This window comes from Serratia sp. L9, from assembly GCF_050632285.1.
In the GTDB taxonomy this organism is placed as follows: domain Bacteria; phylum Pseudomonadota; class Gammaproteobacteria; order Enterobacterales; family Enterobacteriaceae; genus Chania.
In genome coordinates, this window is record NZ_CP192591.1 from 5,202,827 (window position 1) to 5,217,084 (window position 14,258).

Here is a 14,258-nt window from a genome sequence, read left to right on the forward strand (position 1 = left end):
CGGAACACCCAGTTTTTTAAAAAATAAAAAAAGCGCAGCCAACGCTGCGCTAGAAGAGTAGATATCAGGATGGCGCTTAAACGGCAGCTTTCGCCCAGGTATCTCGCAGACCTACGGTGCGGTTAAACACCAGACGTTCGGCCGTGGAATAGCGGCTGTCCGCGCAGAAATACCCCTCACGCTCGAACTGGTAAGCCTTTTCTGGCTGTGCCATTGCCAGGCTTGGCTCTACAAAGCCCTGCCTGATAACCAGTGACTCCGGGTTGATGGTGGCGAGGAAGTCCTCTGCCGCCGCCGGGTTGGCCACGCTGAACAGGCGGTCATACAGGCGGATTTCCGCCGGTAACGCATGCGCTGCTGACACCCAGTGGATCACCCCTTTCACCTTGCGGCCATCTGCAGGGTCCTTGCTCAACGTCTCAGGGTCATAGGTACAGAAGATAGTGGTGATTTCGCCTGCCGCATCTTTCTCTACACGTTCCGCCTTGATCACATAGGCATTACGCAAGCGAACTTCCTTGCCCAGCACCAGGCGCTTGTATTGTTTGTTGGCTTCTTCACGGAAGTCGGCGCGATCGATATACACTTCGCGGCTGAATGGCACTTCACGGCTACCCATTTCCGGTTTGTTCGGATGATTAGGCATCGTCACCATTTGCACGTCATCAGACATGTTTTCGATGATCACCTTCACCGGATCCAACACCGCCATGGCGCGTGGGGCGTTCTCATTGAGATCGTCACGAATGCAGGACTCCAGCGCCACCATCTCGACGTTATTATCCTGTTTGGTTACGCCGATACGCAGGCAGAACTCGCGGATAGAGGCGGCGGTATAGCCACGGCGGCGCAGGCCTGAAACGGTTGGCATACGCGGGTCATCCCAACCCTCGACAACCTTCTCTGACACCAACTGGCTCAGCTTGCGCTTCGACATAATGGTGTACTCAAGATTGAGGCGCGAGAACTCATACTGACGCGGATGGCACGCAATAGTGATGTTATCCAGCACCCAGTCGTACAGACGGCGGTTATCCTGGAATTCCAACGTACATAGCGAATGGGTGATCCCTTCCAGCGCATCAGAAATGCAGTGGGTAAAATCGTACATCGGATAGATGCACCATTTGTTGCCGGTCTGATGATGTTCTGCAAACTTGATGCGGTAGATAACCGGATCGCGCATCACGATAAACGCCGATGCCATATCGATTTTAGCGCGCAAGCAGGCGGTGCCCTCGGCAAACTCACCGTTACGCATCTTCTCGAACAGCGCCAGGTTCTCTTCTACCGTGCGGTTACGGTAGGGGCTGTCTTTGCCCGGTGCCGTCAGCGTACCGCGATATTCACGGATCTGCTCAGGGCTCAATTCATCAACATAGGCCAGGCCTTTGTTGATCAGTTCAACCGCATAGTGATGCAGTTGATCAAAATAATCAGAGGAATAACGTACGTTACCGCTCCAGGTAAAACCCAACCACTCCACATCGTGTTTGATGGAATCCACAAACTCGATGTCTTCTTTTGCCGGGTTGGTATCGTCGAAGCGCAAGTTGCATTGGCCTTGATAATCCTTGGCAATACCAAAGTTCAGGCAAATGGATTTTGCATGGCCGATATGCAAATAGCCATTAGGCTCCGGTGGGAAACGGGTATGTACCGACTGGTGTTTCCCTGATGCCAGATCTTCATCAATAATCTGACGGATAAAATTGCTTGGGCGGGCTTCTGCCTCACTCATGTCACTCTTCCTCAAATGCAAATGCGCTACACATAACCGCCTATGTTCCAACAAGCCACGTCCAGAAACAACCGTTAGTTTCAGGAAAACGCGTTGCCATTATCCATAAATAAACAGGCCCCAAAATAAAAAAGCGGGAAAAGATCGCTCTTTTCCCGCCAACGTTGGGCATATCACGTCATGACTCGTTCAATGCCTCAGACTTCTCAGGTAAAAACTGACTTACTTTTGGATCTCGAACAGCTTGGTCTGGCCAGCAACTACGTTGCCGGTTGCCAACGCCGTCAGACCGGCATAGTCATCCGCATTACTGACGACCACTGGGCTGATCATAGAGCGCGCATTAGCGTTCAGGTATTCCAGATCCATTTCCAGGATTGGCTGGCCTGCTTTCACTTCTGCCCCCTCTTCCACCAGGCGTTTGAAGCCCTGGCCGTTCAGCGCTACGGTGTCGATACCCATATGCACCACAATTTCAGCGCCTTTGTCTGTTTCCAGGCAGAAAGCGTGGTTGGTATTGAAGATTTTCACCACGGTGCCATCAGCCGGTGCTACCACCGTCTTATCCGTTGGGCGAATAGCCACACCGTCACCTACCGCTTTGCTGGCAAAGGCTTCGTCGGGAACCTGCTCCAGAGCAACGACTTCACCGGTAACCGGTGCTACCAGCGTCTGGAACACGGCTTTAGGGGCATTAGGCACCGCCTGTGGTTTTACTTCTGCTGCTGCAGCTTCTGCGGCCGGGGCGGAAGCCGCCGCTACCGGGCCTGCCGCTACAACAGATTGCATAGCGCTGGCGATCAGTTCGGCACGAGTACCAACGATAACCTGCACACTTTGCTTGTTCAGACGAATAACACCGGAGGCACCCAGGCGCTTGGCCAGGGCATCGTTAACCAGGGCAGAATCTTTCACACTGAGACGCAGACGGGTGATACAAGCATCAATACCGGTCAGGTTTTCAGTACCGCCGATGGCACTCACATAACGGCGAGCCAGGACAGTCGTTTCACTTTCGTCTTTACCCGCACTTGCATCCACGTCATAACCGTCGGATTCGTCGCCGGCAACGGCCAGTTCGCGACCTGGGGTCATCAGGTTGAATTTCTTGATAGTGAAGCGGAACACCACGTAGTAGATAACGAAGAATACCAACCCTTGCAGGATCAGCATGTACCAATGGGTCGCCAACGGGTTACGCGTTGACAGTACCATATCCACCAAACCCGCACTGAAACCGAAACCGGCAATCCACTGCATGCTTGCCGCGATGAACACGGAGATACCGGTCAGCACTGCGTGGATCACATACAGCACTGGTGCTACGAACATGAAGGAGAATTCAAGCGGTTCGGTGATACCGGTGAAGAAGGCCGCAAACGCCCCCGCCATCATGATACCCAGAACTTTCGCCTTATTTTCAGGACGTGCGCAGTGATAGATGGCCAAGGCTGCCCCTGGCAGACCGAACATCATGATTGGGAAGAAGCCCGCCTGGTAACGACCCGTGATACCCACAGTGGCTTTACCCGCTTCGATAGACTGCTGACCACCCAAGAAGTTAGGGATATCGTTGATACCGGCAACGTCAAACCAGAATACCGAGTTCAACGCATGGTGCAGACCGACCGGAATTAACAGGCGGTTGAAGAAGGCGTAAATACCCGCACCGGCAGAGCCGAGTTTCTGGATGTGCTCACCGAAGTTCACCAGGCCGCTGAAAACTACCGGCCAGACGTACATCATGATGAAGGCAACCAGGATCATCAGGAAGGAGATCAGGATTGGCACCAGACGGCGCCCACTGAAGAATGACAGCGCTTTCGGCAGCTCAACACCGCTGAAACGGTTGTAAACTTCGGCGGAGATGATACCGACCAGGATACCAACGAACTGGTTCTGGATCTTACCGAACGCAGCTGGAACCTGCTCCACCGGGATTTTCTGGATCATCGCCACGGCGGCAGGTGAACACAGGGTGGTTAAAACCAGGAAGCCGACAAAACCGGTCAGCGCTGCTGCCCCGTCCTTGTCTTTTGACATACCATAAGCCACACCTACGGCAAACAGCACTGCCATATTGTCGATGATGGCCGCACCGGATTTGATAAACAATGCTGCCAGAGCGTTGTCTCCACCCCAACTAACAGGGTCAATCCAGTACCCGACGCCCATCAAAATGGCTGCGGCAGGCAGCGTGGCTACCGGAACCATCAAGGCCCGGCCCACCTTTTGCAAATAACTAAGAATGTTCACCTTTTCCCCCTATTCGTCCGCGGACGGACCCTATTAGTAGTTTATTGAGAAATCTCACTACCTTTTTAAAATCACGCATGGCTCGTATTACTATGCGGAGTGTAAAAAATTTATTTCGTATCGCAAATTAAAACCTCATTTTTTGTGACAAATATCACCAAAAAGTAGTCTTGACCTGCCACATTGCTAGCCATCGCACAAAACTTATTTTATCATTCAAAAAATCAAAGGGCGGTAATGCGTAACGCGAGCTTTATAAAGCTGGGTTACGATTAAAGCTCCAGTTCTGGCCCGAACAGTATAGTACCCTATGGCTTTCAGGTTACAGCCAAGCGACCAAAGGGTTAATTCCCTGGCGCTTTCCCCGGTAAATGACCGGAGCTGATAACAACGCTACAGCTTGAAAGACGTCGGAAGTTGCCACCGTTTATTTTACCTAGAGGTGTATGATGAGACTTATCCCACTGAAAGATACTGCACAAGTCGGCAAATGGGCTGCACGCCATATCGTCCAACGTATCAACAAGTTCAAACCAACGGCAGATCGCCCGTTTGTACTTGGCCTGCCAACCGGCGGCACCCCGCTGGAAGCCTACAAGCATCTGGTTGCGATGCACAAAGCCGGCGAAGTCAGTTTCAAGCACGTAGTCACGTTCAACATGGATGAATATGTTGGCCTGCCGCAGGAACACCCGGAAAGCTATCACACCTTCATGCATCGCAATTTCTTCGATCACGTGGATATTCCGCGTGAAAACATCAACCTGCTGAATGGTAACGCACCAGACGTTGATGAGGAATGCCGCCAATACGAAGCCAAGATCAAATCTTACGGCAAAGTTAACCTGTTCATGGGTGGCGTAGGTTTTGATGGGCACATTGCCTTCAACGAACCAGCGTCTTCCCTGGCTTCGCGTACCCGTATCAAAACGCTGACTGAAGAAACCCGCATTGCCAACTCCCGCTTCTTCGGCGGCGACGTTAGCCTGGTGCCAAAATTTGCTCTGACCGTGGGCGTGGGTACTCTTCTGGATGCAGAAGAAGTCATGATCCTGGTTACCGGCCGTGGCAAGGCACAGGCACTGGAAGCCGCAGTGGAAGGCAGCATCAACCACATGTGGACCATCAGTTGCCTGCAATTGCACGCCAAAGCCGTGGTGGTTTGTGACGAACCTTCCACCATGGAGCTGAAGGTAAAAACCGTCAAGTATTTCCGCGAATTAGAAGCGGAAAGCGTTAATAGTCTTTAATTTTTGCAGGGGGCTACATGTTCGCTTTAACCCAATGCCGGATTTACACCGGCCACGACGTGCTCGACCAACATGCAGTAGTGATTGCTGATGGTCTGATTGAACGAGTCTGCCCACTGGCTGATTTGCCAGCGGGCATCGAAACGCGCGATCTGGGTGGCGCCATCCTAGCCCCCGGTTTTATCGACGTTCAGCTTAACGGCTGCGGCGGCGTGCAGTTTAACGACTCACTGGAGGCCATCTCGGAAAAAACGCTGGACATCATGCAGCGTGCCAACGAGAAATCCGGCTGTACCAGCTATCTGCCTACGCTGATCACCAGCAGCGACGAATTTATGAAGCATAGCGTCGATGTGATGCGCGCTTATCTTAAAAACAATCCAAACCAGGCCCTTGGTCTGCATCTGGAAGGGCCATACCTGAGCCCGGTGAAAAAAGGCACCCACAACCCGGCGTTTATCCGCAAGCCTACCAGCGAGATGATCGGTTACCTGTGTGCCAACGCCGATGTGATCACCAAAGTGACGCTGGCACCAGAGATGGTTGAGCCCCACCTGATCAAACTGCTGGCCGATGCAGGCATCGTGGTTTCCGCAGGGCACTCCAACGCGACTTATGATCAGGCGCGCATCGGTTTCGCCGCTGGGATCACTTTCGCGACTCATCTCTACAACGCCATGCCGTATATTACTGGCCGTGAACCGGGCCTGATGGGTGCCATTTTTGACACGCCAGAAGTCTATACCGGCATCATTGCCGATGGCCATCACGTTGCCTGGGCGAGTATCCGTAACGCCAAACGGGTAAAAGGTGATAAATTGGTGCTGGTCACTGATGCCACCGCACCGGCTGGTGCCGAAATTGACCAATTTATTTTCGCTGGTAAAACAATATACTATCGTGACGGGCTGTGCGTTGATGAAAACGGCACCCTGAGCGGTTCCGCACTGACCATGATCGAAGCGGTGCAAAACAGTGTGGAACATGTCGGTATCGCGCTGGACGAAGCGCTGCGCATGGCAACACTGTACCCGGCACGCGCTATCGGTGTTGAACAGCGCTTAGGTACGATTGAAGCCGGCAAGGTCGCAAACCTGACCGCGTTTACCCGTGATTACAAGATAGTCAAAACCCTCGTTAACGGTAACGAGGTTTAACCCATGAACAGCGAGTAAAATTATTGATGAGTACTGGCGGACAAGCACAAATTGGGAATGTGGATTTAGTAAAACAGCTTAATAGCGCAGCAGTTTATCGCCTGATCGACCAACAAGGCCCGATCTCGCGCATTCAGATTGCCGAACTTAGCCAGCTTGCCCCCGCCAGTGTCACCAAAATTACTCGCCAGCTGTTGGAGCGTGGGCTGATCAAAGAAGTCGATCAGCAAGCCTCCACCGGCGGTCGCCGTGCTATTTCCATTGTCTCCGAAACCCGAAACTTCCATACGGTTGCTGTGCGCCTTGGCCGCCACGATGCCACTATCACTCTGTATGACATGAGTGGCAAGTCGCTTGGCGAGGAGCATTATCCGCTGCCGGAACGCACCCAGGAAACACTGGAAAACGCACTGCTTAATGCCATTGCGCAGTTTATCGAAAGCTACCAACGCAAACTGCGCGAGTTGATCGCCATTGCCGTGATCCTGCCGGGCCTGGTCGATCCAGCGCTGGGCGTAGTGCGCTATATGCCGCATATCAGCGTAAATAACTGGGCATTGGTCGATAACCTTCAGCAGCGCTTTAACGTCACCAGCTTTGTCGGCCACGATATCCGCAGCCTGGCCTTGGCGGAACACTATTTTGGCGCCACCCGCGATTGCGAAGACTCCATTCTGGTGCGTCTGCACCGGGGCACCGGGGCCGGTATCATTGTTAATGGCCACATTTTCCTCGGCAATAATGGCAACGTAGGCGAAATTGGCCATATCCAGATTGATCCCCTTGGCGAGCGCTGCCACTGTGGGAACTTTGGCTGCCTGGAAACAGTGGCGGCCAACGCCGCTATCGAGCAGCGTGTACGCCAGTTACTCACCCAAGGCTACCCAAGCAAGCTGACGTTGGACGATTGCAGCATTGCCGCTATCTGCAAAACCGCCAACCGTGGCGACCTGCTGGCAACCGAAGTCATAGAACATGTTGGCCGCTATCTGGGTAAGGCGGTGGCAATCGCCATCAACCTGTTCAATCCGCAAAAAGTTGTTATCGCCGGTGAAATCACCGAAGCTGATAAGGTATTGCTGCCAGCAATCCAAAGCTGCATCAATACTCAGGTGCTGAAGGATTTCCGCAAGAATTTGCCGGTGGTCACCTCAGAACTCGACCATCGCTCCGCAATCGGTGCTTTTGCCTTGGCCAAACGGGCAATGCTCAACGGCGTGCTTCTACAGCGGTTGCTGGAAAGCTAGACTGTCCTTTTGGCGGGTGTGCTTCCCTGCCGTTTATCATGAGACCTGGTAACAATGACCATTAAAAACGTGATATGTGACATCGACGGCGTACTGCTGCATGACAATACGCCCATCCCCGGTGCCGATCTGTTCCTGGCCCGCGTTCAGGAGCAGGGGATGCCGTTGGTGGTGCTGACCAACTTCCCGTCGCAAACCGCTCAAGACCTGGCAAACCGCTTTGCGGCAGCTGGCCTGAATGTACCAGAGAGTGCGTTTTACACCTCAGCCATGGCAACTGCAGATTTCCTGCGCCGCCAGGAAGGCAAGAAAGCCTATGTGGTGGGCGAAGGCGCACTGATCCACGAACTGTATAAAGCCGGTTTCACCATCACCGACATCAACCCGGATTTCGTTATCGTTGGTGAGACCCGTTCCTACAACTGGGAAATGATGCATAAAGCGGCCTACTTCGTGAATAACGGCGCACGCTTTATTGCCACCAACCCGGATACCCACGGCCACGGATTCGTGCCAGCCTGTGGCGCGCTATGCGCACCAATCGAGAAGATCACTGGCCGCCAGCCGTTTTACGTCGGCAAGCCCAGCCCGTGGATTATCCGCGCAGCGCTGAACAAGATGCAGGGCCATTCTGAAGATACGGTGATTGTTGGTGACAACCTGCGTACCGATATTCTGGCGGGTTTCCAGGCCGGGTTAGAAACCGTTCTGGTGCTGTCCGGTGTTTCTACGCTAAACGACGTGGAAACCATGCCCTTCCGTCCCAGCTACATCTTCCCTTCTGTCGCAGACATTAACATTTTCTAATAGCCTGGGCGGTGATTTCAGCCGCCCTGTTATTTCCTCGTAATATAAAAAATTCATTAATAACGCCCAGTACTTTTAAGGTGAAAACTATTTAATTCCTGCCGCTAAAGCTTTCATCCTCACCTGATAAAAATTCGGCATTCTAGACTCATGCCCAATCACATTGTTCGTGGCATATTCACTTGAATTCTGAATTAATAAATCACGAGGTTAATTATGACGACTATTAATGTTTCCACTCTGAATACCTTAGCGGATGATGCATCTGCCATGCCTGATATGAGCAATAAGAAGATCATGATGGGCTTTTGGCATAACTGGCTGGCGGGCAACAGCGACGGTTATCAGCAAGGCCAGTTCGCCAACATGAACCTGACTGACATCCCACAGGTGTACAACGTAGTGGCCGTGGCCTTTATGAAGGGTGAAGGCATCCCGACCTTCAAACCTTACAACCTTAGCGATGCCGAGTTCCGCCGCCAGGTAGGCGTATTGAACAGCCAAGGGCGTGCAGTGCTGATCTCCCTCGGCGGTGCCGATGCCCATATCGAATTAAAAACCGGCGATGAAGATAAACTGAAAGACGAAATTATCCGCCTGGTGGAAACCTATGGTTTTGACGGGCTGGATATCGATTTGGAACAGGCGGCAATTGGCGCAGCCAATAATAAAACCGTTTTGCCTGCCGCGTTGAAAAAGGTAAAAGCCTATTACGCTGCTCAGGGTAAAAATTTCATTATCAGCATGGCGCCGGAATTCCCTTATTTGCGGACTAATGGCAGCTACCTGGATTATATTTCCGCACTTGACGGTTATTATGATTTTATTGCGCCGCAATATTATAACCAAGGCGGTGATGGTATTTGGGTGGATGAAGCCAATGGCGGCAAAGGCGCCTGGATCACCCAAAGCAGCGATGCGATGAAAGAAGACTTCCTCTATTACCTGACCGAAAGCCTGGTCACAGGCACCCGTGGTTACACCAGGATCCCTGCGGCCAAATTTGTAATTGGTCTGCCAAGCAACGTTGACGCGGCAGCCACCGGTTACGTGGTTGACCCCCAGGCGGTATATAACGCCTTCAGTCGCCTGGATGCCAAAGGCCTGTCGATCAAAGGGCTGATGACCTGGTCGGTAAACTGGGATAATGGCAAAAGCAAAGCAGGCGTGGCTTATAGCTGGGAGTTCTCCAAACGTTATACTGCACTGATCCAAGGCGGCGTGATCCCGCCGCAGCCAGAAAAGCCCAATGCCCCTACCGCACTGACCGTTTCCGCACTGACGGCGACCTCACTGCAATTGAGCTGGGCTGCCGCCACCGGCAGCAATCCGGTTGTCAGCTATACGGTTTACCGTAATGGCAACGCCATTGGCCAAACCGGCAGCCTCAGCCTGCAGGACAGCGGCCTGACCGCCAATAGCCAATACAGCTATTTTGTCACCGCAACGGATAACCAAGGCAATCAGTCAGTGCCCAGCAGCACGCTGGCGGTAAAAACTGCGGATGATGGCACCACCCCGCCGGATCCAGGCGTTACCGAATGGCAAATCAACCATGCCTATAAAGCGGGTGATATTGTGACTTACCAAGGCAAGAAATATACCTGTATTCAGGCTCATACCTCGAACGCAGGCTGGACTCCGGTTGCCGCCTTCACCTTGTGGCAACCAACCGCAGTTTAAGCGATAAACTAACCACAACGGGATGCCAGAAAATTTCTCTGGCATCCCGCTATTTCAGCCAATAAATTGCATATTCGATAATTTTTAGCCTTATAAAATGAATATGCGTTAATTTTCGCACCTAGCGAACAGACTATTTTTCGGCACAACGTTAAATCGCTTGCATACTCCTCAGGTTTTGACGCATTTTCATAATCAGAAAGCAGCAAAGCCGCACCGTTACTGAATGTAACTGGCGTTCTGCATATCAACATCACAGTCACGAAATGTCGTTAGGAGAGTTTGTATGTGTTCTATTTTTGGTGTGCTCGATCTTAAGTCCGATGCGATTGAATTGCGTAAAAGAGCGTTGGAGCTGTCCCGCCTGATGCGCCATCGTGGCCCGGACTGGTCCGGCGTTTACGCCAGCGATAAAGCCATTCTGGTTCATGAACGCCTGTCGATTGTTGATGTGAATAATGGCGCGCAACCGTTGTATAACGCTGCTCACACCCATGTTTTGGCCGTCAACGGTGAAATTTATAACCACCAGGCACTGCGCCAGCAGTTGGCCGATCGTTATGAATTCCAAACCGGTTCCGACTGTGAGGTGATTCTGGCGCTGTATCAGGAAAAAGGCCCGGACTTCCTTGACGATCTGCAAGGGATGTTTGCCTTTGCCTTATATGATGCAGACAAAGACGCCTACCTGATTGGCCGTGACCATCTCGGCATTATTCCGCTGTATATGGGGCACGATGAGCACGGCAACCTGTTTGTCGCTTCTGAAATGAAGGCGCTGGTGCCAATCTGCCGCAGCATTAAAGAATTCCCGGCGGGCAGTTACCTATGGAGCCAGGACGGTGAATTCCGTGAATACTATCAGCGTGACTGGTTCGATTTTGAAAACGTCAAAGATAACGTAACCGATGCTAACGCCCTGCGTAACGCTTTGGAAGAATCGGTGAAAAGCCACCTGATGTCCGACGTGCCTTACGGCGTACTGCTCTCCGGCGGGCTGGATTCCTCGGTGATTTCGGCTATTACCAAAAAATATGCCGCACGCCGTGTGGAAGATGATGAACGCAGCGAAGCCTGGTGGCCGCAACTTCACTCCTTCGCCGTGGGTCTGCAAGGTTCCCCGGATCTGCGTGCTGCAAAAGAAGTCGCTAACCACCTCGGCACGGTGCACCATGAAATTCACTTCACGGTACAAGAAGGTCTGGATGCTATCCGTGACGTGATTTACCACATTGAAACCTATGATGTAACCACCATCCGCGCCTCCACGCCGATGTACCTGATGTCCCGTAAAATCAAGGCAATGGGTATTAAAATGGTGCTTTCTGGCGAAGGCGCTGATGAAGTGTTCGGCGGCTATCTGTACTTCCATAAGGCGCCGAATGCCAAAGAGTTCCACGAAGAAACCGTGCGTAAGCTGCTGGCGCTGCATATGTATGACTGCGCCCGTGCCAACAAAGCCATGTCCGCCTGGGGGTTGAGGCTCGTGTCCCCTTCCTGGACAAAAACTTCCTGGATGTGGCCATGCGCATCAATCCTAAAGACAAGATGTGTGGCAACGGCAAGATGGAAAAGCACATTATCCGAGAATGCTTCGAGTCTTACCTGCCAGCAAGCGTGGCTTGGCGGCAAAAAGAGCAGTTCTCTGACGGTGTCGGCTATAGCTGGATCGATACCCTGAAAGAAGTCGCTGCCAAGCAAATCAGCGAACAACAGCTTGAAACCGCCCGTTTCCGCTTCCCGTACAACACGCCAACAACAAAAGAAGGTTATCTGTACCGCGAGATTTTTGAAGAGCTGTTCCCGCTGCCAAGCGCCGCCGAATGTGTGCCCGGCGGCCCGTCGGTGGCTTGCTCATCGGCAAAAGCCATCGAATGGGACGAATCCTTCAAAAAGATGGACGATCCTTCTGGCCGTGCGGTGGGTGTACACCAATCTGCCTATCAGTAAACTTTCACTTTTTGGTCTCTGGCGGGCCTTAAGGCCCGCTTTGTTTTCAACCATTAACCACGTTAATTGTTGCTTTTATCGGCAACCTGTTCACAAGCCAGTCAAACAACCGCCCCAGTCGCTTTTTCGGGAAAAAACTAGTTGACGCAAAACGACCATATACGCATAATGCGCCCCGCAACGCCGATGAAGGTTGCGCGAAAAAAGATGGCTACGTAGCTCAGTTGGTTAGAGCACATCACTCATAATGATGGGGTCACAGGTTCGAATCCCGTCGTAGCCACCAATCTTTTTTGCGGGAGTGGCGAAATTGGTAGACGCACTAGATTTAGGTTCTAGCGCCGCAAGGTGTGCGAGTTCAAGTCTCGCCTCCCGCACCATTTTCTTTCATCGTCGTGAATACAGCAGGTGGGGTATCGCCAAGCGGTAAGGCACCGGTTTTTGATACCGGCATTCCCTGGTTCGAATCCAGGTACCCCAGCCATTCTCAGGATGAGCGCTGTAAAAAATTGATTGTATTATTGGGGTATCGCCAAGCGGTAAGGCACTGGTTTTTGATACCAGCATTCCCTGGTTCGAATCCAGGTACCCCAGCCATACAACAACCTCTGCGGATAAAATAAGTAGTAAAATGGCTACGTAGCTCAGTTGGTTAGAGCACATCACTCATAATGATGGGGTCACAGGTTCAAATCCCGTCGTAGCCACCATGCTGTTTGTTTTGCAATTGGGGTGTCGCCAAGCGGTAAGGCTCTGGTTTCTGATACCAGCATACCCAGGTTCGAATCCTGGCACCCCAGCCAAATTTAGAAAAGCTCGCTTCGGCGGGCTTTTTGCTTTTCAGCGTCTGGATATCTGAATCATTGATAGGCTCAGCCATGCTGAGCCCTCCTTCCAGCGCCTTAGATCACAAACCTAGCGCGTACTTGAGCGCATGTTCTTTCAGCTTCCCCGCCCGCTGTGCCACCATCAACGCCAGATTACGCGCTACGCCCAGTGGGGCCAGATTATTGCTAAAAGCTTTATAAAACAGATCCATACCGCTTTGCATCAACAGATTATCGGTACGCCGACGGCGCTGATAACGCAGCAGAACCGGCTCGCCAGCCCAATCCTCTGCCTGCGCACGAGCGTCGGCCACCACCGCCAATAGCGCCTCTACATCGCGATAACCCAAATTAACACCCTGCCCGGCTAGCGGATTAATGGTATGTGCAGCATCACCGAGCAACGCTAACCCCGGCTGAACATAGCGCTGCGCATGGCGACGCACCAATGGGAAAGATCCGGCTGCATGGGCCTTTACTGCCCCCAGGCGGGGTGGGAATGCCGCCGCAATCTCCTGCTCAAGCTGCACCAGTGGCAACGCCTGCAGTTGGCGGATGCGTAGCGGGCTGTCATACCACACCAACGTAGCCCAGCGATCGTACAGCGGTAAAAAAGCGCGTGGGCCAGAGGGAAGGAATTGCTGCCAGGTGACATCCTGCTGCGGCTGGTCGGTTTCCACAGTGATCAACATGCAGGCCTGGCGATATTGCCAACCGCTGGTACCAATACCTGCCAGTTTGCGCACCTGCGAGTTCGCGCCATCTGCCCCTATCACTAAACGGGTCTGTAACGTCTCAGATGAGCTTAACGCCACTTGCCAGTGGCCATCAGCGTAATGCATTGATTGCAGTCTGGCGGGGCAATAGAGCGTTAAATTCTCGCACTGTTCCAGTTGCTGCCATAGGGCGAGCTGTAAGATACGGTTCTCGACCATAAACCCCAGTTCTGGCAGCCCCAACGAAGCCGCATCAAACGCCACGCGTGAAGATTCCCATTCCCAGGTTTCCAGCCGGCGATAAGGCGCCAGACGCATCTGCTGGACTGCCGCCCAGACACCCAACTGTTTCAGCAGATCGACGGACCGGCAACCGATGGCGGAAATACGCAGATCCGGTGGGCTTTGCACATCGAATGCCTCAGGGGCTTCGTGTTCCAGCAATGCCACTGACAGCCCTGCCTGCGCCAACCCTAAAGCGGCTGCCGCACCGACCATCCCGCCGCCAACCACCACGGCATCAAAGAATTTTTGAGAAGTGTTCATTTTGGTTATGCTTTCGCTCATTAAGGTGCCGCCCGATCGGTTACGGCATTTTAGGCCAGTGTAACGGATTTTTAATCC

At 52.6% G+C, this 14,258-nt stretch carries 8 protein-coding genes, 6 tRNA genes and 1 pseudogene; 12 read left to right on the plus strand and 3 right to left on the minus strand.

The window, feature by feature from the left end; genetic code table 11:
- Positions 1–76: 76 nt before the first annotated feature.
- Positions 77–1,741 (minus strand): glutamine--tRNA ligase, encoded by a 1,665-nt coding sequence (gene glnS / locus ACQ86O_RS24750; protein WP_431223275.1) that lies wholly within the window; start codon positions 1,739–1,741, stop codon positions 77–79.
- Positions 1,742–1,963: 222 nt separating this feature from the next.
- Positions 1,964–3,997 carry an N-acetylglucosamine-specific PTS transporter subunit IIBC gene (nagE, locus tag ACQ86O_RS24755; protein WP_431223276.1) on the minus strand — a complete coding sequence of 678 codons (2,034 nt, stop codon included), beginning with the start codon at positions 3,995–3,997 and terminating at the stop codon, positions 1,964–1,966.
- 449 nt (positions 3,998–4,446) lie between these two features.
- On the opposite strand from nagE, the gene nagB reads away from it, so the two are divergent.
- The 12 genes and pseudogenes from nagB to ACQ86O_RS24815 all read left to right on the plus strand — a co-directional run bounded on the left by nagB (position 4,447) and on the right by ACQ86O_RS24815 (position 12,894).
- A complete protein-coding gene (gene nagB, locus ACQ86O_RS24760; protein WP_431225826.1) occupies positions 4,447–5,247 on the plus strand; it encodes a glucosamine-6-phosphate deaminase in 801 nt (266 codons plus the stop codon).
- 17 nt (positions 5,248–5,264) lie between these two features.
- A complete protein-coding gene (gene nagA, locus ACQ86O_RS24765; protein ID WP_431223277.1) occupies positions 5,265–6,404 on the plus strand; it encodes an N-acetylglucosamine-6-phosphate deacetylase in 1,140 nt (379 codons plus the stop codon).
- Between the two features lie 26 nt (positions 6,405–6,430).
- Complete coding sequence (gene nagC / locus ACQ86O_RS24770) at positions 6,431–7,651, plus strand: DNA-binding transcriptional regulator NagC (RefSeq protein ID WP_431223278.1); 1,221 nt, start codon at positions 6,431–6,433, stop codon at positions 7,649–7,651.
- 54 nt (positions 7,652–7,705) lie between these two features.
- Entirely contained in the window at positions 7,706–8,458 is a 753-nt protein-coding gene (locus tag ACQ86O_RS24775; RefSeq protein ID WP_431223279.1) for an HAD-IIA family hydrolase, read from the plus strand.
- A 216-nt stretch (positions 8,459–8,674) separates the two neighbouring features.
- The gene (locus ACQ86O_RS24780; RefSeq protein WP_431223280.1) at positions 8,675–10,141 is read left to right on the plus strand and encodes a carbohydrate-binding protein; all 1,467 of its coding nucleotides are present in this window, start codon (positions 8,675–8,677) and stop codon (positions 10,139–10,141) included.
- Positions 10,142–10,427: 286 nt separating this feature from the next.
- Positions 10,428–12,091, plus strand: a pseudogene (gene asnB, locus ACQ86O_RS24785) (asparagine synthase B).
- A 209-nt stretch (positions 12,092–12,300) separates the two neighbouring features.
- Positions 12,301–12,377 (plus strand) — tRNA-Met (locus ACQ86O_RS24790).
- 9 nt (positions 12,378–12,386) lie between these two features.
- A tRNA-Leu gene (locus ACQ86O_RS24795) sits at positions 12,387–12,471 on the plus strand.
- Positions 12,472–12,500: 29 nt separating this feature from the next.
- Positions 12,501–12,575, plus strand: a tRNA-Gln gene (locus tag ACQ86O_RS24800).
- Between the two features lie 38 nt (positions 12,576–12,613).
- Positions 12,614–12,688, plus strand: a tRNA-Gln gene (locus ACQ86O_RS24805).
- 36 nt (positions 12,689–12,724) lie between these two features.
- Positions 12,725–12,801: transfer RNA gene (locus ACQ86O_RS24810), tRNA-Met, on the plus strand.
- Positions 12,802–12,819: 18 nt separating this feature from the next.
- A tRNA-Gln gene (locus ACQ86O_RS24815) sits at positions 12,820–12,894 on the plus strand.
- Positions 12,895–12,998: 104 nt separating this feature from the next.
- Here ACQ86O_RS24815 and ubiF read toward each other — a convergent pair.
- The gene (gene ubiF / locus ACQ86O_RS24820; RefSeq protein ID WP_431223281.1) at positions 12,999–14,180 is read right to left on the minus strand and encodes a 3-demethoxyubiquinol 3-hydroxylase; all 1,182 of its coding nucleotides are present in this window, start codon (positions 14,178–14,180) and stop codon (positions 12,999–13,001) included.
- Positions 14,181–14,258 lie beyond the last annotated feature (78 nt).

What these genes read in the sequence shown, in the direction of transcription:
- glnS (WP_431223275.1), bottom strand. Translation starts at nt 1,741, where the DNA reads ATGAGTGAGGCAGAAGCCCGCCCAAGCAATTTTATCCGTCAGATTATT.
- nagB (WP_431225826.1), top strand. Translation starts at nt 4,447, where the DNA reads ATGAGACTTATCCCACTGAAAGATACTGCACAAGTCGGCAAATGGGCT.
- nagA (WP_431223277.1), top strand. Translation starts at nt 5,265, where the DNA reads ATGTTCGCTTTAACCCAATGCCGGATTTACACCGGCCACGACGTGCTC.
- nagC (WP_431223278.1), top strand. Translation starts at nt 6,431, where the DNA reads ATGAGTACTGGCGGACAAGCACAAATTGGGAATGTGGATTTAGTAAAA.
- ACQ86O_RS24775 (WP_431223279.1), top strand. Translation starts at nt 7,706, where the DNA reads ATGACCATTAAAAACGTGATATGTGACATCGACGGCGTACTGCTGCAT.
- ACQ86O_RS24780 (WP_431223280.1), top strand. Translation starts at nt 8,675, where the DNA reads ATGACGACTATTAATGTTTCCACTCTGAATACCTTAGCGGATGATGCA.
- ubiF (WP_431223281.1), bottom strand. Translation starts at nt 14,180, where the DNA reads ATGAACACTTCTCAAAAATTCTTTGATGCCGTGGTGGTTGGCGGCGGG.